The organism is Erythrobacter sp. WG, from assembly GCF_026586795.1.
In the GTDB taxonomy this organism is placed as follows: domain Bacteria; phylum Pseudomonadota; class Alphaproteobacteria; order Sphingomonadales; family Sphingomonadaceae; genus Erythrobacter.
Map to the genome: position 1 here is coordinate 21,130 of NZ_JAPFGY010000026.1, position 21,532 is coordinate 42,661.

The following is a 21,532-nucleotide window of genomic DNA, read 5'->3' on the forward strand; positions in this document are numbered from 1 at the left end:
ACACTCGGGAGCAAGCGTGCTTAACGCTTCTTCGCGGCGCCCTCGGGCAGGTCCTCGCCGAACACCCGCTGGTAGTATTCGGCGACCAGCACCCGCTCGGCCTCGTCGCACTTGTTGAGGAAGGAGAGGCGGAAGGCGAAGCCGGTCGAACCGAAGATGCCTGCGTTCTGCGCCCAAGTGATGACCGTGCGCGGGCTCATCACGGTCGAGATGTCGCCGTTCATGAAGCCCTGCCGGGTCAGCTCGGCGACCTTGACCATGTCGGCGATCAGCTTGTCGTCCGATTGCGGGGTCTTGGACTTGACGATCTGCTGTTCGACGTCGGGCTTGAGGTAGTTGAGCGCCACGACGATGTTCCAGCGGTCCATCTGCGCCTGGTTGATCGCCTGCGTGCCGTGATAGAGCCCGCTGGTATCGCCGAGGCCCACGGTGTTGGTGGTGGCGAACAGGCGGAAGAACGGGTTGGGGGTGATGACGCGGTTCTGATCGAGCAGCGTGAGGCGGCCGTCGAATTCGAGCACGCGCTGGATCACGAACATCACGTCGGGGCGGCCGGCGTCATATTCGTCGAAGGTCAACGCCACCGGGTGCTGGAGCGCCCAGGGCAGGATGCCTTCCTTGAACTCGGTGACCTGAAGCCCGTCCTTCAGCACGATCGCGTCGCGCCCGACGAGGTCGATGCGGCTGATATGCGCGTCCAAGTTCACGCGGATCGAGGGCCAGTTGAGGCGCGCGGCCACCTGTTCGATGTGGGTCGACTTGCCGGTGCCGTGATAGCCCTGCACCATCACCCGGCGGTTGTGCGCGAAGCCCGCAAGGATCGCCAGCGTCGTGTCCGGATCGAAGACATAGGCGCCGTCCGTCTCGGGCACGTGCTCGTCGCGCTGCGAGAAGGCGGGAACCTGCCAGTCGACATCGATGCCGAAGGTCTCGCGGACGTCGATCGTGGTGTCGGGCTGGGTGGGCATGGCGCTGGCGCCGGAGGGGATCGTGGTCATTGCGGGCGGACGGTTAAACGGCATGGGCCGCGCCTGCAAGCGGTGGTTTGACGGGACGCGCCGCCGTTTGCGCGAGTGCCGGATGGCGGGGCCGCGGCATCGTCCCTATATCGGCTGTCATGGCCGATCCCGTCGAATCGCTGCGCCTCAGGCTGGTCGCCCAGGTGCGCGGCGTGTTCCACGATGCGAGCAAGGGCCACACCCCCACGCCCCCGTCGGACGAGGCGCTGTTCGTGCGCGACACGCCGATCCGGATGGTCCACGCGGACATCGTCGGGATGATGACCGGCGGGGTGCGCGCGCTGCTGCTCCAGATGCTCCACCCCCACGCCTTGCAGGGGGTGCTCGACCATTCCAATTTCCGCGCCGATATGCACGGGCGCCTGCAACGCACCGCGCGGTTCATCGCGGTGACGACCTACGGCCACCGCGACGAGGCGCTGAAGGCAATCGACCGCGTCAACCGCATCCACGCCAGGGTCGGCGGGACGCTGCCCGACGGCACGCCCTATTCCGCGACCGATCCGCGCACGCTCGCCTGGGTCCATGTCACCGAGGCGCAGAGCTTCCTCGCCGGCTACCTGCGCCACGTGCGGCCCTCCATGCCCATTGCCGAGCAGGACGAATACTACCGCCAGTTCGCAGGTGTAGCGCGGATGCTCGGCGCCGATCCGGTGCCCGAGACCCGCGCCGAGGCGGACAGGATTTTCCGCGAGTTGCGGCACGATCTTGCCACCTCGCGCGAGGCGCGGGAGGTCGCGCAGCTGGTGCTCTCGCAGCGGCCCAAGGGGACCCCGCTCGCGGTGCAGACGATGATCACCGCCGATGCCGTCGCGATGCTGCCGAACTGGGCGGCGGCGATGCTGAACCTCCAGCGCCCGGTGCTCACCGCGCTTCCGGCACGCGCTGCCACCTGGGGCATGGGCCGCACCTTGCGCTGGGCGTTCCGGCAGGGTTGAAGGGCACAAAGGGAGAGGGAGCGATGGCCGAATTCACCTTCTACACCGTCGCCATGAGCCGCGGGCAGATATCGCGATGGGCGCTGCACGAGGCGGGCGCGGATTACGATCAGGTCGTCATGGACTGGGCGAGCCGGCCGGAAAGCTTCCGGCAGATCAATCCGATGAACAAGGTTCCCGCCCTCGTCCATCATCACGGCGGCCACGATCACGTCGTCACCGAATGCGCCGCGATCAACCACTACCTCGCCGAGACGCACCCGGACCGGGGCCTGCTGCCCGACAGCCAGGAGCGCGCCGCCTATTTCCGCTGGCTGTTCTTCGCCGCCGGGCCGCTGGAACAGGCGGTGGTCGCGCAGGCGATGGGCTGGCAGGTTCCCGAAGGGCGCAGCGCGATGGCGGGGTTCGGCAGCTTCGAGCTCACTCTCGATGCGCTCGACGCGTGGCTGTCGGCCAACGATTTCGCCGCGGGCGCGCGCTTCACCATGGCGGACACCTATCTCGGCAGCCAGATCGTCTGGGGCCTGCAATTCGGCACTGTCCGAGAACGTCCGGCTTTCCGCGCCTATGCGACGCGCGTCACCCAGCGCCCGGCCTATGCGGAGGCAAAGGGCATCGACGATGCAATCATCGCGGCGGCGCAGGGCTAGGCCAGCGCCGCGCTCTTCTTCAGCAGCTGGTAGGCATCGACCACGGCGGTGAGCTGCGCCTCGTGGGCGCGGTCGCCGCCGTTGCGGTCGGGGTGGTAGCGGCGCACCAGTTCCGAATAGCGGCGCCGCAGCCGGGTGCGGTCGGTGTCGGAGCCCAGCCCCATCACCTCGAGCGCGCGCGCCTCGTCGGGCGAGAAGCGCGCGTCCATGCGCATCGTGTGCGCGCGGCCTTCCGCCTTCGCCCGGATGCCCCGCGCGCGGGCGCTGATCGCGTCCAAGGGATCGGCGTAGTCAGCCCAGCGCGGGCCATCGGCGATCCCCGCCGTGGGGCGGAACACCCGGCTTTCGGTCTGCCACCCGGCAATCGGCGACTGCGCGCGCAGGATCTCCTCGGCGCTCATGCCCTCGAACCAGTCGTAGCCGGCGTTGAACTCGCGCACGTGCTGGAGACAGAACCAGCGCCACTCGCCCGGCCCGTCGAAGCCGTGCGGGCGGCGGCCGGGCGCGCGGAATTCGCCCGCCTCGCGGCAGCCGGGGGCTTCGCATTGGCGCCCGGGGCTCTCGACGCGGCCGTGGAATCGTGGTGAAGGCATAAGCCGTCAGAATGGCGATTGGGCGGGCCAGTTCCAAGCCCGATCCGCCGGAATGCCTTGCAAAGAAGGAAAGCCGTGATGAGTGTCGCCGAGGAAATGCACGCCCTCTTGACCGAGGCCTTTGCCCCCACCCGCCTCGCGATCGTCAACGACAGCGCGAAGCACGCGGGCCACATGGGCGACGACGGATCGGGCGAATCGCACTTCACCGTCGAGATCGAGGCGGCGGCCTTCGCTCCCATGAACCGCCTCGCCCGCCAGCGTGCGGTGATCGCGGCGCTGGGCGACATCGTCGGCCAGCGCGTCCACGCGGTGGCGATCAAGGCGAGCGTGCCGGGGGCCTGAACGTGGCGCTCAACCCCGCCCTGCGTCTGCGCCGCGCGGCGCGGATCATCGTGCTCGACGCCGAGACCCGCGCGCTGATGTTCCGCTTCGACGTGCCGGACCGCCCGCCCTTCTGGGTGACGGCCGGCGGCGAGTGCGATCCCGGCGAGAGCTTCGAGGATGCGGCGCGGCGCGAGCTGTTCGAGGAGACCGGCATCGCCGCCGCTCCGGGGCCGCAGATCGCGCGGATGACCCCGGAGTTCGTCACGGTCGAAGGCGAGCCGGTGCAGGCCGACGAGCGCTTCTTCCTCGTGCGCGTCGCCGAGGCGCGGGTCGACACCGCGGGGCACACAGAACTCGAACAAAGGGTGATGACGCAGCACCGCTGGTTCACGCTGGACGAGCTGGAGAGCTGGCCCGAGGCGGTGTTCCCCGAGGCGCTCGCCGCGATGATCCGGTCCCATATCGCAACCTGATTGCGCGTCCCCGCCCGTCTCGCTAACCCTCGGCGAAACGGGAGAGAGACATGGACTATTCTGGCAAGGTCGCGTGGATCACCGGCGCATCCTCGGGGATCGGCGCGGCGCTCGCGCGGGAACTGGCGGCGCGCGGGAGCCACCTCGTGCTCTCGGGCCGCGACGAGGCGCGGCTGGCGGAAGTGGCAGAGGACTGCGGCGAGACGCTGATCCTCGCCTTCGACGTGCGTGACGAGGCGGCGCTCGCAGAGGCCACCGCCAAGGCCATCGTCTGGAAGGGCGGCGTCGACCTCGCCATCGCCAATGCCGGCATTTCGCAGCGCAGCCGTGCCTTGAAGACCGCGATGCAGGTCTACCGCGACATCATCGAGGTGGACCTCGTAGCGCAAATCGCTTTCACGCAAGGACTGATCGGCCACATGGCGGAGCGCGGATCGGGTGCGCTCGCCTTCATCTCCTCGGTCGCGGGCAAGGTCGGGGTGCCGATGCGCACCGCCTATTCCGCCGCCAAGTTCGGTCTCGCCGGCTATGCCGACGCGCTGCGCGCGGAGCTCACCGTCAACGGGGTGAGCGTCCACACGATCTACCCCGGATCGGTCCAGACCAACGTCTCCAAGAACGCGCTCACCGCCGAGGGCTCGCCTCGCGGCAAGTCGGATGCGGCGATCGACAACGGCATCCCCGCCGACACGGCGGCGCGCGCGATGCTCGACGGTATCGCCCGGGGCGAGCGCGAGATCATCGTCGCCGAGGGTGTGGAGCTTGCAATGGGCGAGGCGCGCCGCACGCCCGACACGCTGTTCGATCAGATCGCCGGCATGGTCGCCAAGGGCTACATGGACAAGCTGGAGCAGCAGTGATGAGCTTTGACCTCAAGCGCGTGGCGCTCCCGGGCGGCATCCACCTCGACATCGTCGACGAGGGGCCTACGCAAGCCCCCGCCCTGATCTTCCTCCACGGCTTTCCCGAGAGCCACCGGACATGGCGCCACCAGATCCGGCATTTCGCAGGCCGGTTCCGCTGCATCGCCCCCGACCAGCGCGGCTATCGCGGCTCCTCGAAGCCGCAGGAGGTCGCCGCCTACACGCCGGACAAGCTGATTGGCGACGTGTTCCTGCTCGCCGACACGCTGGGGATCGCCAACTTCACCATCGTCGGCCACGACTGGGGCGGCGCGCTCGCCTGGGGCGTGGCGCTTGCCGGGCAGCACACGCGGGTGAGCCGGGCGGTGATCGCCAACGCACCACACCCGGCGATCTTCCAGAAGCTGCTCTACACCAATCGCGTCCAGCGCGAGGCGAGCCAGTACATCCGGGGTTTTCGCGATCCCGCCAACGACGCGCTCGTCAAGGAACACGGGCTGACCGGCCTGCTCCTTCAGGAGGTGAAGTGGGACCGCCCGAACGCGATGGAGCCCGAGGAGCGCGACCAGTTGCTGCGCGACTGGCAGAACCGCGACGCGGCCTTCGGGATGCTCAACTACTACCGCGCGAGCCCCATCGACGTGCCGCCGATGGATGCGCCTTTTGCGGTGCCGGCAGGCTATACCCCGCCCGCGCTGCCGAAGCTGACGATCCCCACACTGGTGATCTGGGCATTGGACGACCTCGCCCTGCCCCCGGAGAACCTCGAAGGGCTGGACGAGATCATCGACCCGCTGACCCTCGTGAAGGTGCCGGATTGCGGCCACTTCGTGCCCTGGGAGGCGCCGGAGGCGGTTAATTCGGCAATGGAGGAATTTATGGCCTCCTGACTTGATCCCCGTTGGCTAGGCCACCCACTCCACATCCGCGCCGTGCGGGTGCGACCAGGCGAGCTGCACCTCTTCCGCGCCGCCGGGCCAGTAGCGGACCGTGAGCGCGTGGCGGTGGACGGTGCGGTCAGCCTCGACCCGGACCCAGGCGAGCGGGCTTGTCGCTGACGCCTTTGCGCCCGCCGCTTCCATCGCCGCGGTGACGCGGGCCTGCTGGTCTTGCGGCACATATTGCCAGACGATCGAGTGCATCAGCACGCGGGTGGTGGCGCTCGCCTGCGGCTTCGCGAGTTCGGTCTCGACGAAGTCGGCGGCGTTCATCCGCACCAGATCGGGCGCGCGTTCGCCCGCCGTGCGGATCGCGGCGTCCATGCGCGCGAAGCGGACCCGATGCTCGGGCCAGATATAGGCCTTGAGGCGCAGCGCCTGGGCCGGGTCGGTGAGGTCCACTGGCGCGACGTCGCAGCCCCTGGTGCTCACGATCTCGATGGCCTGCGCAGGCGGCGGCGCGCCGTGCCATGCGGGGCGGAACTCCATCACCGGCGCCTCGGGCCCTACCACCACCCCGCCGAGGTCGTAGCGGTAGCGGTCCAGCATCAGGTTGATCCCGGCGCTCGAGCCGATCTCGAGGCACTGGAACCGCGCCGGCAAGCCGCGCTCGGCGAGCCACAGCAGCGCGGCGATGAAGTTGGCCGAGCGCCCCGCCTCGTTGGTCTGCGGCGGGCCGTCGAGCCAAGGAAGCAACGCCGCCGCGTGCGACGTCATGACGCCGCCGATGACGCCCGCATCGTCCGCCGCCTCGCCGGCATAGATCGGGGCGAGCTCCGGCGCGGTGCCGGCGAGGTGCAGCGCGTGCAGGCCCCCCGCCACCCGCAGCGGCAGCGCATCGGCCAGCGGAGCGCCCTCCCACGCGCGCACGCGCCGCGCGACCTCGCCGCCCCCGCCGCTCGCCACCACCTGCGCGATGCCGCCCACCACCCGCGCGGTGATCGGCGCCCCGCCCGCCTCGCAATAGGCGACCTGGTTGGCAAAGGCGGTCGCCACCGCCCCTTCCCCACGCGTGTTCATGTCCACGAATTCGTAGGCGGGCCGCTCCTTGCGATCACCCATCACCATTGCCCTTTTCCCCTCCGACCCCTAAGTGCGCGCCCGATCATGACCCGCATCGGCCTTCCCGACAACCTCGGACAGCTGACCTTCGCTGTCCCCAAGGGGCGCATCCTCGACGAGGCGCTCCCGGTGATGGCGCGCGCCGGGGTGGAGCCTGCTGCCGACTTCCACGATCCCAAGAGCCGCGCCCTCGCCTTCGGCACCACCCGCCCCGATATGCGCATCATCCGCGTGCGCGCCTTCGACGTCGCGACCTTCGTCGCCCACGGTGCGGCGCAGGTCGGGATCGTCGGCTCGGACGTGATCGAGGAATTCGACTACGCCGATCTCTATGCGCCGGTGGACCTCGGGATCGGGCTGTGCCGCCTCTCGGTCGCCCGCCTCGCCTCGGACACGGACGAGGCCGCCAGCGTCAGCCACCTGCGTGTGGCGACCAAATATCCGAGCCTCACCCGCCGCCATTTCGAGGCCGCCGGGGTGCAGGCCGAGTGCGTCAAACTGAACGGCGCGATGGAGCTTGCCCCCTCGCTCGGCCTCGCGCGGCAGATCGTCGACCTCGTCTCGACCGGCACGACGCTGCGCGAGAACGGGCTGGTCGAGACCGCGACGATCCTCGAGATCTCCGCCCGTCTGATCGTCAACCGCACCGCGCTGAAAACCGACCGCCGGGTGGCCGCGCTGGTCGACGCCTTCCGCCGCGATGTCGAGGACAGGAGCGCCGCCGCATGACCGTGTCCCTCCTCCACGCCGATGCGCCCGATTTCGCGGCGCGCTTCGCCCGCATCGTGGACGCGCGCCGCGAGGCCGACAGCGACGTCGCGGGCCAGGTCGCCGGCATCCTCCAGGCGGTCAAGGGCCGCGGCGATGCGGCGCTGGTGGAATACACCCAGCGCTTCGACGGCTATGCGCTGGTCGATGAGGCCGACTGGACGATTTCGCGCGAACGCTGCGAGCAGGCCTACCGCGATCTCGACCCGGCCCTGCGCGACGCGCTCGAGCTCGCCGCTGCGCGCATCCGGGCCTATCACGAGGCGCAGCTGCCGCAGGACCGCGACTATGTGGACGCGGCGGGCGTCAGGCTCGGCGCGATCTGGCGCGCGGTCGATGCCGCCGGGCTCTACGTGCCGGGCGGCCGCGCGGCCTATCCGTCCTCGCTGCTGATGAACGCGATCCCCGCGCGCGTCGCCGGCGTCGAGCGGCTGGTGGTCGTCACCCCCACGCCCAAGGGCACCGCCAACCCGCTGGTGCTCGCCGCCGCGCACATCGCCGGGGTGGACGAGATCTGGCGCGTCGGCGGGGCGCAGGCGGTCGGCGCGCTCGCCTACGGGACCGAACGCATCCGCCCCGTCGATGTCATCACCGGCCCGGGCAACGCCTGGGTCGCCGAGGCCAAGCGCCAGCTCTACGGCGTGGTCGGGATCGACATGGTCGCGGGCCCTTCGGAAATCCTCGTCATTGCCGACGGGAAGAACGATCCCGACTGGATCGCCGCCGACCTCCTCTCCCAGGCGGAGCACGATCCCACCTCGCAATCGATCCTCATCACCGACGACGAGGCCTTCGCCCGCCAGGTCGAGGACTGCATCGACTTGCAGATCACCCAGCTGGCGACCGCGAAGACGGCGCGGGCGAGCTGGGACGCGCACGGGGTGATGATCGTGGTGGACGACCTTCTCGCCGAGGCCCCGGCGCTCGCCAATCGCCTCGCCGCCGAGCACGTCGAGATCGCGGTCGACGATCCCGAGCCCTACCTGCGCGCGATCCGCCATGCCGGGAGCATCTTCCTCGGCCGCATGACCCCCGAGGCGGTCGGCGACTATGTCGCGGGGCCCAACCACGTGCTGCCGACGGGCCGGCGCGCGCGCTTTGCCAGCGGGCTTTCGGTGCTCGACTTCATGAAGCGCACCAGCTTCCTCGGCCTCGACGCCGCCTCCTTCGCCAGCGTCGGCCCCGCCGCCGCGACCCTCGCCCATGCCGAGGGACTGCCCGCCCACGCCAGGTCCGTGGAACTGAGGATCCAATGAACCAAACCGCCCGCTCGCAGGCCCGCTCGGCCGCGCGTCTCGCCGCCGTCCAGGCGCTCTATCAGCAGCAGATGGAGGGCACCGCCCTCGCGCGGCTGCTCGACGAGTTCCACCAGCACCGCCTCGGCCGCACCATCGACGACGAGGACTTCGACGAGGCGGAATATGCCGACGCGGAGGTGCCGTTCTTCGACGACGTCGTGCGCGGCGTGGACGCGCGGCGCGACGAGATCGACGCGGCTGTCGCGAGCAAGCTGGCGAGCGGCTGGAGCCTCGCGCGGCTCGACAAGACGATGCTGCAGATCCTGCGCGCCGGGACCTACGAGCTCTTGGCGCGGGCCGACGTGCCGGCGGCGGTGGCGATCAACGAATATGTCGAGGTCGCCAAGGCATTCTTCGACGACGGGCAGGCGAAGTTCGTCAACGGCATCCTCGACGCCGTGGCGAAGACGGCGCGCTGAGGCCGACAGTGTGATCCCCGCACAGGCCGGGGTCCAGCTTTTCCGCAGCCCGATGGCCAGGCCCGGCCCGGCCCCCGCTCGACCCGCTCTCGCCCCCGCCCAGACCCCGGCCAGACCCCCTCCAGGCCGCCTCCAGACCCTCTCCAGCCCGGCGTCGCGGCGGTGTTTCACGTGAAACATCGCCAGCTTCGACAGGCCCGCCCGGAACGGGTATGGGCAGCCCCAATGAACGAGCCCGACTTCATCGCCGCCCTGAGGGCCCTCCCCCTTCATCCCGCCGCGCGCGGGTTGTTGGACGATTGCGCGGTGCTGCCGGTGGGCGGAGAAACCCTACTCGTCACGCATGACATGTTGGCCGAGGGTACCCACTTCCGCGCGGACGCCGACATGGCCGATGTGGCATGGAAGCTGGTCGCCACCAATCTTTCCGATCTCGCCGCCAAGGGGGCCGAGCCGGTGGGCGTGCTGCTCGGGCATATGCTGGGCCGCGACGATGCGCGGTTTCTCAAGGGGTTGGGTGAGGCACTTGAAACGCTTGGCGTGCCGCTGCTCGGCGGGGACACGGTGAAGGGGACAGGAGAGCGGGCCCTCGGCCTGACGGCCATCGGGCGGGCGACCCACGCTCCCGTGCCCTCGCGCAGCGGCGCGCGGGCCGGCGACGGGGTGTGGCTGACCGGCCCGGTCGGCCGGGCAATGCTCGGCTTCGAGGGCGATCGCGAACACCGCGCCGCCTTCGACCGCCCCGTCCCCCGCCTCGCCGAGGGCCGCGCCCTCGCCCCGCTGGCGAGCGCAATGATGGACGTCTCGGACGGACTGCTGCTCGACGCCTTCCGCATGGCCGAGGCGAGCGGGGTCACTATCGCGCTGGATTTGCGAGACATTCCCGTGGCCGACCGGGCCCGCGCCGAGGAATGCATCCGCTGGGGCGACGATTACGAGCTGCTCTTCACCGCGCCGCCCGAGGCCCGTTTGCCCGTCCCCGCGCACCGCATCGGCACCGTCACCGCGCGGGCCGCCGCCCCGCTGCTGCTCGACGGCAAGGCCTTCGCCGAACCCGCCGGGCTCGGCTACCGCCACGGCTGAACCGCCCTCCGCCCCGATCGCCGCCCCCCGCTCGCTTCCGGCCGATTTCGTCGCAAAAGGTGGACGCGCCCCTCGGGCGGGCTTGCCAGCCCCCCGCGAGCCCCTAGACTGCCCCCCGCGCCCGAGGGATCACAAGGCGGCGCTGCGCAAGCCGCACAGACGGCTGCGACACAGGGACGGGAGGGGATTGCCCATGAATCTATTGCTCATTTCGATTGGGCTGGGGGTGCTTGCCATTGCCTATGGCATCGTCACCAGCTCGCAGGTCCTCGGCGCCAGCGCCGGCAATGCGCGGATGCAGGAAATCGCCGCGGCGATCCAGGAGGGCGCGCAGGCCTACCTCAATCGCCAGTACACCACCATCGCGATCGTCGGCGTCGTCGTCGCCGCGATCGTCGCCGTGGCGCTCGGGACCACCGCCGCGATCGGCTTCGTCACCGGGGCGGTGCTGTCGGGGGTCGCGGGCTTCATCGGGATGAACATCTCGGTGCGCGCCAATGTGCGCACCGCCGAGGCGGCTTCGAAAGGCCTTCAGGCAGGCCTCACCCTCGCCTTCCGCGCGGGCGCGATCACGGGGATGCTGGTGGCGGGCCTCGCGCTGCTCGCCATCGCGGTGTTCTTCTCCGTCATGGTCGGGCCGATGGGCCTCACCCCCTCGAGCCGCACCGTGATCGACGGCCTCGTCGGCCTCGCCTTCGGCGCCTCGCTGATCTCGATCTTCGCGCGGCTGGGCGGCGGGATCTTCACCAAGGCGGCCGACGTCGGCGCGGACCTCGTAGGCAAGGTCGAGGCGGGGATCCCCGAGGACGATCCGAGGAACCCGGCGGTGATCGCCGACAACGTGGGCGACAATGTAGGCGACTGCGCCGGCATGGCCGCCGACCTGTTCGAGACCTACGTGGTCACCGTCGGCGCCACGATGGTGCTGACCGCGCTGCTTTTCCAGGGGCTTGGCGACCAGCTGCTGCCGATGATGGCCCTGCCGCTGCTGATCGGCGGCGTGTGCATCGTCACCTCGATCCTCGGCACATACTTCGTGCGCCTCGGCGGGGGGAGCAACGTGATGGGGGCGATGTACAAGGGTTTCATCGTCACCGCCGTCACCTCGATCCCGGCGATCTATGCGGTGATGCAGTTCGCGCTCGGCGACATGAGGACCGTGCTCGGCGCGGAGCCGGCGGGCCCGCTCGATCCGATCGACCCGGCGACAGGCGAGGCGGTGGCGCCGATGGGCTACACCGGCATGGACCTGTTCTGGTGCGCCCTGTTGGGCCTTGCTATCACCGGGCTCATCATCTGGATCACCGAATACTACACCGGCACCAAGTACCGCCCGGTGCGCTCGATCGCCAAGGCGTCGGAGACCGGCCACGGCACCAACGTGATCCAAGGGCTCGCGATCAGCCTTGAATCGACCGCGCTGCCGACGCTGGTGATCGTTGCCGGGATCATCATCGCCTACGGATTGGGCGGCCTCATCGGCATCGCCTATGCCGCGACCGCGATGCTGGCGCTGGCCGGCATGGTCGTGGCGCTCGACGCCTATGGCCCGGTCACCGACAACGCCGGCGGGATCGCCGAGATGGCGGGGCTCGACGATTCCGTGCGCGAGAAGACCGATCTGCTCGATGCGGTCGGCAACACCACCAAGGCCGTGACCAAGGGCTATGCGATCGGTTCGGCGGGCCTCGGCGCGCTGGTGCTGTTCGCCGCCTACACGACCGACCTCAGGGCCTTCTTCCCGAACCTGCTGGTGGACTTCAGCCTCGAGAATCCCTTCGTGATCGTCGGCCTGCTGCTGGGCGCATTGCTCCCCTACCTGTTCGGGGCGATGGGCATGACCGCGGTGGGCCGGGCGGCGGGCGACGTGGTGCTCGACGTGCGCAACCAGTTCCGCGACAATCCGGGGATCATGGCGGGCACCTCCAAGCCCGACTATGCCCGCACCGTCGACCTCGTCACCAAGGCGGCGATCAAGGAGATGATCATCCCCTCGCTGCTGCCGGTGCTCGCGCCCGTGGTGGTGTACTTCGTCATCACCGCGATCGCCGGGCAGGAAAACGGCTTCGCGGCGCTCGGCGCACTGCTGCTCGGCGTGATCGTGGGCGGGCTGTTCGTCGCGCTGTCGATGACTGCCGGCGGGGGCGCGTGGGACAACGCCAAGAAGTACATCGAGGACGGCCACCACGGCGGCAAGGGCTCCGAAGCCCACAAGGCGGCGGTGACGGGCGACACGGTCGGCGATCCCTACAAGGACACCGCCGGGCCTGCCGTGAACCCGATGATCAAGATCACCAACATCGTCGCCCTGCTGCTGCTCGCGGCGCTGGCCCACGGCGCGGCCTGATCCGCGCAAGCCGGTGACATCCTCCACCCCGCCGGGCGCGATCCCGGCGGGGTTCATCTTAACCACGGCGCGTGTCCCTGCCTTGGACAGGTCCCCCAGGCGCTGAGGCTTTCTTAATCGCCCTGTGGCATCACGCCCCGAGAAGGCCCGTAGCGACGCGGCCACGCAGGGTTAACGGCGATGGAGATGCAGTCCGCGCAAAGCTTCGCTCCGGCCGCCGAGCCGCCGGGCGAACTGCGTCTGCTGACCCATGCCGAGGTGGCCGAGCCCGCCTTCCGCGCCGCCTGGGAACGCCTCGCCCTTCGCGCCGTAGAGCCCAATCCCTTCTTCGAGCCGTGGTTCCTCCTCCCCTCGCTGCGGCAGTTCGATGCGGCGGGCACGGTGCGCGTGGCGGCGTGGTTCCGGGGCGAGCAGCTTGCCGGGCTCGTCCCGCTGCTGGCGAGCCGGTCCTATTACGGGCACCGCGTGCCCCATGTGCGCGGCTGGCTGCACCCTAATGCCTTTGCCGGCGTGCCGCTGATCGCGGCGGGCCATGAGGACGCCTTCTGGGAGGCGCTGATCGCCCACTTCGGTCGGCACGCCCGGGGCAGCCTTTTCGCGCACTTCCCGCTGCTCCCCGCCGAGGGGCCTGCGCACGCCGCACTGGAACGCGTCCTCGCCAGCGGGCGCCGGGCAACCTATGTCACCGGCGAGGAAACCCGCGCGCTCCTGTCGGGCGACATGAGCGCTGCGGATTACCTTGCAGCAGCCATGAGCGCCAAGAAACGCAAGGAGCTGCGCCGCCAGCACAACCGCCTTGCCGAAGAAGGCACGCTGACCTTCGAGCGGCTCGGCGGCGGGGAAGGACTGGCGGGATGGACCGCCGAGTTCCTGTCCTTGGAAGCCGCCGGATGGAAGGGCGCTGCGGGCTCGGCACTCGCGTCGGCGCCCGACACGCGCGCGCTGTTCGAGGAGACGCTGGCAGGCGCGGCGTCGGCCGGGCGGCTCGAGCGGCTCGCCTTGCGGCTCGACGGGCGGGCCGTCGCGATGCTCGTCAACTTCATCGCCCCGCCGGGCGCCTTCAGCTTCAAGACCGCCTTCGACGAACGCCTCGCGCGCTTTTCGCCCGGCGTGCTTCTGCAGCTGGAAAACCTCGCCCTGCTGGAGCGACCCGGCATCGCCTGGGCCGACAGCTGCGCCGCCGAGGGCCACCCGATGATCGAGCGCCTGTGGAAAGGTGGCCGCCGCATGGTGAGCCGCAACATCGCAATCGGCGGCCCGCTGCGCCGCGCCGCCTTCCGCCTGCTCGAGGCCTACGAGACACGACCGAGGAGGACCGCATGAACGCCCCCGCCCGCTTCACCGACGCGCTCGCCGCGCCGGTCTTCGATACCGCCGCGCGCAGCACCTTCGCCGCGCACTACCCGGAGCAGCCGCACATCCTGAAGCACGGCCTCACCGCCCATCCGCTGCTCGAGATCGAGGCTCTGGCGCAGCTCGCCGAGCGGCTGCCGATCGCCTCGGTGGAATACAACCGGGGCGACCTGCCGATCGGGGTCGACGGCAAGCCGGGCTCGAACGGCCTCACCATCGCCGAGACGATCCGCAAGGTCGCCGAGGCGGAAAGCTGGGCGGTGCTCAAGAACATCGAACAGGTGCCCGAATATCGCGACCTCCTGATGGGCCTGCTCGAGGAAATCCGCCCCGAAATCGAAGCGGCGACCGGCGCGATGCTGACCCCGCAGGGGTTCATTTTCGTATCCTCGCCCGGCTCGGTCACGCCCTATCACTTCGATCCCGAGCACAACATCCTGCTCCAGATCCGCGGCACCAAGGCGATGACCCAGTTCCCGGCGGGCGACACCCGCTTCGTGCCGGACGAGGCGCACGAGACCTACCATTCCGGCGGCCCGCGCGAGCTCAAGTGGAAGGAAAGCTTCCTCGCCCACGGCACCGAATTCCCGCTCGCACCCGGCGAGGCGCTGTTCGTGCCCGTCATGGCCCCGCATTTCGTCAAGAACGGCCCCGCGCCTTCGGTGTCGCTGTCGATAACCTGGCGCTCGGAATGGTCTTACCGGGAGAGCGACGCGCGGATCTTCAATGCGATCCTGCGCGCGCGCGGCTTCGCGCCCGCGGCGCCCGGTCGCTTCCCGCACCAGAACTACACCAAGGCCTATGCCTTCCGCGCCCTGCGCAAACTCGGATTGACGGGCGCGTAAACCGCAAGCATGGCCGCGTGCCATGAGCGAGACACCCACCAATGCAGAACTGGTCGCCGGCCTCGTCCGGCTCCTGACGGTCGAGAAGCGCGCCGCCGATATCTACGCCGGCCCCCCGCAGGACGACGGGATCGGGCGGGTGTTCGGCGGGCAGGTGCTCGCTCAGGCCTTGCAGGCGGCGCAGGCGAGCGTCACCGACGGCAAGCGGGCGCATTCGCTCCACGCCTATTTCCTGCGCGGCGGGCGCGAGGGCGCGCCGATCCAGTACCGGATCGAGCGCGATTTCGACGGGAGGAGCTTCGCCAACCGCCGCGTCGTGGCGGCGCAGGAGAACGAGGAGGGGATCGCGGTCCCGATCCTCAACCTCACCGCCAGCTTCCAGCAACCCGAAGAGGGGCTGGAGCATATCGACGCCGCCATGCCGGACGTTCCCGCGCCCGACGCGCTGCGCGCCGACATGGACCAGCGCCGCGCAATCGCCGAACAGTGGGGCGATCGCCTCAGCGAGCAGCAGCGCCGCATGATGCTGCGCCCGCGCCCGATCGAGATGCGCACCTGCGACGCGCTCCACTGGATGAGCCGCGAACCGCGCGCGCCGCGCGCCCACACCTGGTTCCGGGTCAATGCGCCGATCACGGGCGAGGCCGACACGCCCGAACTGCACCGAGCGATCATCACCTTTGCTTCCGACTACACCCTGCTCGGCACCAGCGCCCTGCCCCATGGCCTTTCATGGATGCGCAACGAACTGGTTGGGGCGAGCCTCGATCATGCGATCTGGTTCCACCGCGACGCGCGGGCGGACGAATGGTTGCTCTACGCCACCGACGCCCCGTGGAGCGGTGGCGGGCGCGGCTTCAACCGCGGGCGGATCTTCACGCAGCGCGGCGAACTGGTGGCGAGCGTCGCGCAGGAAGGCATGATGCGCAAGCGGGTGACGGGATAGGCTTACTGTTCGTCATTGCGACCCGAAGGCCGCGTCGCCTCCGGCTCCTCGCAATGACGAGGGCATGGGGTCTGCCCAAGATCAATGCGCCAGTAGCACGGGCATCGGCGGCTCGCTCAGCATCTGGCGGGTGACGCCGCCCAGCAGCATCTCGGCAAGCCGCGGGCGGCCATAGGCGCCCATCACCACCACCGCGCAGTCGCGCGCCCGCGCGGCGGCGAACAGCGTGTCGGCGACCGAGGCCTGCCCATCCGGCAGCTCGACCATCTCGCACGCGATCCCGTGGCGGCTGAGATAGCGCGCGCCTTCGGTGGAGGGCAGCGCGAGATCCTCGCCCGGATCGGAGTCGGTCACGCTCGCGAGCGTCACCTGGCACGAACAGGCAAGCAGCGGCAGCGCCGCGCGCAGGGCATGGGCGCTTTCCGGCGAGCCGTTCCAGGCGACCAGCATCGGCGCGCCGACATCGAAGCCGCGCGAGTCCTGCGGCACCACCAGCACCGGAGCGCGCGCCTTCAGAACCACATCGCCGACCAGCGAGGACGGGCCGCGCCCGGTGGTGCCGGGTTCGGCGGATCCGAGGATCACCACATCCGCAAGCGGGGTCGCGTCGAGCAGCCGTTCGGCGGCGATCCCGTAGGTGAAGCGCCAGTCCCACGGCACGCCCTCGTTGGCGAGATCGGCCTCGACCTCGGCACGCAGGCGTTCGGCGTTTTCCTTGATCACCGGGATCGCGGCGGCCATCGCCGAGCCATAGACATCGCCCGGCGTGAAGACCTCGTAGCTGATCGCCTCAAGGCAGGTGATGTGGCCGTTGGTGGCCCGCGCGATGTCGAGCGCGACCTGCAGGCGCGCGGCCATCGCCGGATCGTGGTCGATGTGCAGCAGAATCGATTTCATGGCCTGTCTCCCAATGATGGAGACGAGAATCGGTCGAAAATGCCCCGGCAGCCTTGATCGCGATCAAAATCGCCCCTCTTGCCAGCCCCGCCCCCGTGGCGCATCCTTCGGCGCGAGGGAGAGAGCCCATGCAGATCACGCGCCACCCGCCGGTCAGGACATCGCTGGAGCCGTCCAACCACCCCTATCTGTCGGGGCCGTGGACACCGCTGCACGAGGAGGTGGACGTTGCCGAACTGCCGGTGATCGAGGGCGCGATCCCCCCTGACATCGACGGCATCTACCTGCGCAACACCGAGAACCAGGTCCACCAGCCGCTCGGGCGCCATCACCCCTTCGATGGCGACGCGATGATCCACCAGGTCAACATCTCGGGCGGGAAGGCGAGCTACCGCAACCGCTTCGTGCGGACGCATTGCTTCGAGGCGGAGCAGATCGCGGGCCGCAGCCTGTGGGGCGGGTTGATGGACCCTTGGGGAACGAGCGTGCGACCCGGCTTCGGCGCGCATGGGGGGCTGAAGGACACGGGCTCGACCGACATCATCGTTCACGCCGGCATTGCCTATGCGACCCTTTACCAGTGCGGCGAGGCGTGGATGCTCGATCCGGTGACGCTGGCGAGCCTCGGCAAGGCGCCGTGGGTTCCCCTGGACGGGATCTCGGCCCACCCCAAGGTCGACGAGGGGACGGGCGAGCTAATGTTCTTCAACTATTCGAAGCACGCGCCTTTCATGCACTACGGCGTCGTGGGCCGTGACGGGCGGCTTGAGCATTATGTCCCCGTGCCGCTGCCCGGCCCGCGCCTGCCGCACGACATGGCGATCACACCCAATTGGTCGATCCTCAACGATATGCCGCTCTACTGGGACGAGGAGCTGCTCGGGCGGAACATCCACGCGGCGCGGCTCCATCCGGGCGTGCCCACCCGCTTCGGCCTGATCCCGCGCCGCGGCCAGCCGCAAGACATCCGCTGGTTCGAGGCCTCCCCCACCTATGTGCTCCACTGGACCAACGCCTGGGAGGAGGGTGACGAGGTGATCCTCGAGGGCTATCACCAGACCAAGCCCATGCCCGATCCGCTCGAGGAAATGGGCAAATACAGCCACATGATGGCCTATGTCGACGAGCACTCGTTCCAGAGCCGCCTTCACCGCTGGCGCTTCAACCTCAAGACGGGCGAAACGCGCGAGGAGCGATTGTCGGAGCGGATCGTCGAATTCGGGATGATCAACCCGCGCTTCGCCATGCGTCAGAGCCGCTACGTCTGGTCGACCACCTCGCGGCCCGGCTGGTTCCTGTTCAACGGCTACGTGCGCCACGACACCGGGACGGGCGAGGAGCAGGTCTATCGCCTCCCCGAGGGGGTCTATGCGAGCGAGAGCCCGATGATCCCCCGGAAGGGGGCGACCAACGAGGATGATGGCTACCTCGTCACCTTCCTGATCGACGAGAACGCCGGCACCTCCGAGTGCGCGATCCTCGACGCTGCGGACATCGCCAAGGGTCCGATCTGCCGGCTGGCCCTGCCGCACAAGATCTGTTCGGGCACCCATTCGGTGTGGGTCGAGCACGACCAGCTGCGCGCCGACGCGGCGTTTCACGCAGGGCGCTTCGCCGCGTCCTGACGACACCGGTCGAGACCTCTTCGCCCCTCGTCGCGCCTCGGGTTGTGCGCGCGCGCGCCCGGGCCTAACCGACCGCGACTGCACATATCGACGGGACTTTCCTCAATGACCTTGCGCCTTGCTCTCGCCGCCTCGACGGCGCTGCTCCTCACCGCCCAGCCCGGCTTCGCGCAGAGCGCACCTGCCCCCGCCGCTGCCGCCGCGGCCCAGTCCGAGCACGACAAGCTCTTCGCCCTGTTCGACGATGCCGACGCGCGCGAGCTCGCGCTCAATCCCCTGAGTCGGCTGTTCCGGGGCGATGACAGCAATGCAGGCCGCCTTGGCGACCAGCTGACGGATTCGGCCTTTCTCGCCGGCCGCACCGACATCAAGCTGAACCTCGCCCTCTTGGCGCAGATCGACCGCAGCAAGCTCAACGCGACCGATCAGCTCGCCTACGACGTCTTCAAGTACACGCAGGAGACCAACCTCAAAGGCTACAGCGACGCAATGCGCGCGCTCACCGAGGTGCGTCCGCTCAATCACTTCTTCGGGCTGCACACCTACTACCCGACCTTCGCCAGCGGCACCGGAGTGGCGCCGTTCAAGACGCTACAGAACTATGAGGATAACCTCACCCGGCACGACGATTACATCGCCTTCGTCGACCGGGCGATCGCCAGATTCCGCGAAGGAATGAAGAGCGGCGTGCTCGAGACGAGGCTGACGACCGAGATCATGGTCTCGCAGCTCGACACGCAGCTCGCCCAGCCGATCGCGCAATCGCAGTACATGGGTCCGACCACCATGTTCCCGGACAGCTTCTCCGCCGCGGACAAGGCGCGTCTCACCGCGGCCTACGAGGCGAAGACGAGGGCGATCTACGCCGCCAACACCCGCTTGCGCGATTTCCTGCGCGACGAATATCTACCCGCCGCGCGCGAGAGCATCGGTCTTTCGCAGATGAAGGGCGGCGACAAGCTCTACGCCCGCGCCATCGAGGAATCGACGACGCTGCCGCTCGATGCCGAGACCATCCACCAGCTCGGCCTGTCCGAAGTCGCCCGGATCAAGTCCGAGCTCGAGGCGCTGCAAAAGGAAGTGAAGTTCAAGGGCACACAGGCCCAGTTCTTCGATTATGTGCGCACCGATCCAAGGTTCCAGCCCAAGAGCCGCGAGGCGCTGACGCAGGACTACTACCGCATCGGCCGTGAAGTCGATGCCAGGATCGGCGCGCTGTTCTCGCTGGTGCCCAAATCTCCGCTCGAAATCCGGCCCTACGATCCCTCGACCGAGAAGTTCGAGGCGGGCGGGTCCTACCAGTCGGGTTCGCCCGACGGGAAGCGGCCGGGCGTGTTCTACTTCAACGCCTACGACCTGCCGAGCCGCCTGACGCCGGGCAACGTCACGCTCTACCTTCACGAAGGCGCGCCGGGGCACCACTTCCAGATCAGCCTCGCGCAGGAGAACGAGGCGCTGCCGGCCTTGATGCGCTTCGGCGGGACCACTGCCTTCGCGGAAGGCTGGGCGCTTTATGCCGAAACCCTGGGCAAGGAGATGGGCTTCTTCAAGAACCCCTGGAACCGCTACGGGACGCTTCAGGACGAGCAGCTACGCGCGATGCGGCTGGTGGTCGACACCGGGATCCACGCCAAGGGCTGGACCCGCGACCAGGCGATCGACTTCATGATGCAGAACTCGGGGATGACCCGCACCGAGGTCGTCGCCGAAGTCGACCGCTACATCGCCATCCCGGGTCAGGCACTCGCCTACAAGATCGGCGCGCTCAAGATCCAGGAGCTGAGGAAGCGCGCCGCCGACAAGCTGGGGGCGCGGTTCGACATCAAGGCCTTTCACGAGCAGGTGCTGAACACCGGCGCCCTGCCGCTGACGGTGCTCGAGGCCAAGATCGACCGCTGGATCGCCGCGCAGGCGGCTGGCTAAGCCCCCCACCCGGCCCCTCCGCGCACAACAGCCCGCCGCAAGAACTGCCCCGATGGCCCGCTCGCTGGGCCATCAGGAGCATCTTGTTCATCTGGCAGAAAGGTGGCTATCAACACGCACGCCTTGCGCAGACCCATTTCGGGCCGCTCAAGGGATCGCGGACCGCAGCGCAGGAGCATGAACAGTGAAACAGACCACTTTCCCCTACAGCCGCAATATCGCATTCGCCGCTGCTCTCGCGGCCGCCGGCGCCAGCGGCCTTTCGGCCCAGTCGAGCACCGCTACTGACCCTGCCGCCACCGGCGACCAGGGCGAGGTGCTGACCACCGTCTATGGCCAACTTCCCCCGCTTGCCGAACTGCAGGACGGGCCGAAGGTCACCGGCATGATCACCGCGCGCAAAGGCGGGCGGGTTCAGATCACTGCCGAAGACGGCAGCAACACCATCGTGACGCTGCACCCCGAAACGGAGATCCGCACCCGTGGCGGCTTCCTCGGGATCGGCAACAAGACGCTCGACCAGAGCGCGCTCGTCAACGGCCTGCCGGTGATCGTCAAGACGTCACAATACGGCGAGGGTCTCGTCGCCAGCGAGGTCCGCTTCACCAGCGACGACCGGCAGATCGCGGCCATGATCCGCGGCGGCACGCAGCAGCAGTTCGGCGAACAGGGTGAGGCCATCCGCCAGAACGCTGCCGCGACCGAGGCGCTGCGCGGGCGGCTCGGCGACATCGACAAGTACAACCTGGTGTCCACCTCGAACGTCTACTTCCAAACCGGCAAGGCCACGCTCACCCCGGCCTACAAGGCGGAGCTGTGCAATGCCGCCGCGCAGGCCGAGCAGAGCGAGAACTCGCTGCTGCTGGTGCTCGGCTATGCCGACATCACCGGATCGCAGGAGTTCAACCAGGCCCTGTCGGAAAAGCGCGCCGCGGCGGTGGTCAATCACCTCCAGCAGGTGTGCAAGTGGAAGCCCTACCGGATGCTGACGCCGACCGGCATGGCGACCGCCGATCCGGCGGCCGACAATTCCACGCCGCAGGGCCGAGCGCAGAACCGCCGCGTGTCTGTCAACGTGCTGGTGAGCAAGGCCCTGGACGACCGGCAGCAGGTCGCCCGCCAGTAAGCTTCGGGCAAAGCGTGATGCGGGGCGGGCCCAAAGGCC

The 21,532-nt window shown here is 69.1% G+C and carries 21 protein-coding genes; 17 read left to right on the top strand and 4 right to left on the bottom strand.

Features of this window, described 5'->3' with window-relative positions; genetic code table 11:
- Positions 1 to 20: 20 nt before the first annotated feature.
- Positions 21 to 998 (bottom strand): cobaltochelatase subunit CobS, encoded by a 978-nt coding sequence (gene cobS / locus OPU67_RS12820; RefSeq protein ID WP_267620194.1) that lies wholly within the window; start codon positions 996 to 998, stop codon positions 21 to 23.
- Between the two features lie 119 nt (positions 999 to 1,117).
- Here cobS and OPU67_RS12825 point away from each other — a divergent pair, with 119 nt between their 5' ends.
- Positions 1,118 to 1,957 carry an oxygenase MpaB family protein gene (locus OPU67_RS12825; RefSeq protein WP_267620196.1) on the top strand — a complete coding sequence of 280 codons (840 nt, stop codon included), beginning with the start codon at positions 1,118 to 1,120 and terminating at the stop codon, positions 1,955 to 1,957.
- Between the two features lie 23 nt (positions 1,958 to 1,980).
- On the top strand, positions 1,981 to 2,607 hold the full coding sequence (locus OPU67_RS12830; protein WP_267620198.1) for a glutathione S-transferase family protein: 627 nt from the start codon (positions 1,981 to 1,983) through the stop codon (positions 2,605 to 2,607).
- Here OPU67_RS12830 and OPU67_RS12835 read toward each other — a convergent pair.
- Positions 2,604 to 3,200: a J domain-containing protein gene (locus tag OPU67_RS12835; protein WP_267620200.1), complete on the bottom strand. Its 597-nt coding sequence runs from the start codon at positions 3,198 to 3,200 to the stop codon at positions 2,604 to 2,606. The genes OPU67_RS12830 and OPU67_RS12835 overlap by 4 nt on opposite strands.
- A gap of 78 nt (positions 3,201 to 3,278) precedes the next feature.
- Here OPU67_RS12835 and OPU67_RS12840 point away from each other — a divergent pair, with 78 nt between their 5' ends.
- The 4 genes from OPU67_RS12840 to OPU67_RS12855 are packed head-to-tail and all read left to right on the top strand — an operon-like array spanning position 3,279 to position 5,753.
- Complete coding sequence (locus tag OPU67_RS12840; protein ID WP_267620201.1) at positions 3,279 to 3,545, top strand: BolA family protein; 267 nt, start codon at positions 3,279 to 3,281, stop codon at positions 3,543 to 3,545.
- Positions 3,546 to 3,547: 2 nt separating this feature from the next.
- Entirely contained in the window at positions 3,548 to 4,000 is a 453-nt protein-coding gene (locus tag OPU67_RS12845) for an NUDIX hydrolase (RefSeq protein ID WP_267620203.1), read from the top strand.
- Between the two features lie 50 nt (positions 4,001 to 4,050).
- Positions 4,051 to 4,860, top strand: a complete 810-nt coding sequence (locus tag OPU67_RS12850; protein ID WP_267620206.1) for an SDR family NAD(P)-dependent oxidoreductase — start codon at positions 4,051 to 4,053, stop codon at positions 4,858 to 4,860.
- Positions 4,860 to 5,753, top strand: a complete 894-nt coding sequence (locus OPU67_RS12855; protein WP_267620208.1) for an alpha/beta fold hydrolase — start codon at positions 4,860 to 4,862, stop codon at positions 5,751 to 5,753. Before OPU67_RS12850 ends, OPU67_RS12855 begins: the two co-directional genes overlap by 1 nt.
- 15 nt (positions 5,754 to 5,768) lie before the next feature.
- Here OPU67_RS12855 and OPU67_RS12860 read toward each other — a convergent pair whose 3' ends face one another.
- Positions 5,769 to 6,863 (bottom strand): DUF2332 domain-containing protein, encoded by a 1,095-nt coding sequence (locus OPU67_RS12860; RefSeq protein WP_267620210.1) that lies wholly within the window; start codon positions 6,861 to 6,863, stop codon positions 5,769 to 5,771.
- 45 nt (positions 6,864 to 6,908) lie between these two features.
- Between OPU67_RS12860 and hisG the strand changes: the two genes are divergently transcribed.
- The 8 genes from hisG (at position 6,909) to OPU67_RS12900 (ending at position 15,922) form a co-directional block, all read left to right on the top strand.
- Positions 6,909 to 7,592 carry an ATP phosphoribosyltransferase gene (gene hisG / locus OPU67_RS12865; RefSeq protein ID WP_267620213.1) on the top strand — a complete coding sequence of 228 codons (684 nt, stop codon included), beginning with the start codon at positions 6,909 to 6,911 and terminating at the stop codon, positions 7,590 to 7,592.
- Positions 7,589 to 8,887, top strand: coding sequence for a histidinol dehydrogenase (hisD, locus tag OPU67_RS12870; RefSeq protein ID WP_267620215.1), 1,299 nt, complete (start codon positions 7,589 to 7,591; stop codon positions 8,885 to 8,887). The genes hisG and hisD overlap by 4 nt, the downstream gene beginning before the upstream one ends.
- Complete coding sequence (gene nusB / locus OPU67_RS12875; protein WP_267620217.1) at positions 8,884 to 9,348, top strand: transcription antitermination factor NusB; 465 nt, start codon at positions 8,884 to 8,886, stop codon at positions 9,346 to 9,348. The genes hisD and nusB overlap by 4 nt, the downstream gene beginning before the upstream one ends.
- Before the next feature lie 225 nt (positions 9,349 to 9,573).
- On the top strand, positions 9,574 to 10,431 hold the full coding sequence (gene thiL / locus OPU67_RS12880) for a thiamine-phosphate kinase (RefSeq protein WP_267620218.1): 858 nt from the start codon (positions 9,574 to 9,576) through the stop codon (positions 10,429 to 10,431).
- Between the two features lie 193 nt (positions 10,432 to 10,624).
- Positions 10,625 to 12,778, top strand: coding sequence for a sodium-translocating pyrophosphatase (locus OPU67_RS12885; RefSeq protein WP_267620219.1), 2,154 nt, complete (start codon positions 10,625 to 10,627; stop codon positions 12,776 to 12,778).
- 180 nt (positions 12,779 to 12,958) lie between these two features.
- Entirely contained in the window at positions 12,959 to 14,101 is a 1,143-nt protein-coding gene (locus tag OPU67_RS12890) for a GNAT family N-acetyltransferase (RefSeq protein ID WP_267620220.1), read from the top strand.
- Positions 14,098 to 14,976, top strand: coding sequence for a cupin-like domain-containing protein (locus tag OPU67_RS12895; protein ID WP_267620221.1), 879 nt, complete (start codon positions 14,098 to 14,100; stop codon positions 14,974 to 14,976). The genes OPU67_RS12890 and OPU67_RS12895 overlap by 4 nt, the downstream gene beginning before the upstream one ends.
- 22 nt (positions 14,977 to 14,998) lie before the next feature.
- Positions 14,999 to 15,922: an acyl-CoA thioesterase gene (locus OPU67_RS12900; RefSeq protein ID WP_267620223.1), complete on the top strand. Its 924-nt coding sequence runs from the start codon at positions 14,999 to 15,001 to the stop codon at positions 15,920 to 15,922.
- Between the two features lie 81 nt (positions 15,923 to 16,003).
- Here the strand turns inward: OPU67_RS12900 and OPU67_RS12905 are convergent, their stop codons facing one another.
- Positions 16,004 to 16,819, bottom strand: coding sequence for a universal stress protein (locus OPU67_RS12905; protein WP_267620225.1), 816 nt, complete (start codon positions 16,817 to 16,819; stop codon positions 16,004 to 16,006).
- A 128-nt stretch (positions 16,820 to 16,947) separates the two neighbouring features.
- Between OPU67_RS12905 and OPU67_RS12910 the strand changes: the two genes are divergently transcribed.
- The 3 genes from OPU67_RS12910 (at position 16,948) to OPU67_RS12920 (ending at position 21,493) form a co-directional block, all read left to right on the top strand.
- Complete coding sequence (locus OPU67_RS12910; RefSeq protein ID WP_267620228.1) at positions 16,948 to 18,444, top strand: carotenoid oxygenase family protein; 1,497 nt, start codon at positions 16,948 to 16,950, stop codon at positions 18,442 to 18,444.
- A gap of 105 nt (positions 18,445 to 18,549) precedes the next feature.
- Entirely contained in the window at positions 18,550 to 20,367 is a 1,818-nt protein-coding gene (locus OPU67_RS12915) for a DUF885 domain-containing protein (RefSeq protein WP_267620230.1), read from the top strand.
- Between the two features lie 184 nt (positions 20,368 to 20,551).
- Positions 20,552 to 21,493 carry an OmpA family protein gene (locus OPU67_RS12920; protein WP_267620232.1) on the top strand — a complete coding sequence of 314 codons (942 nt, stop codon included), beginning with the start codon at positions 20,552 to 20,554 and terminating at the stop codon, positions 21,491 to 21,493.
- Positions 21,494 to 21,532 lie beyond the last annotated feature (39 nt).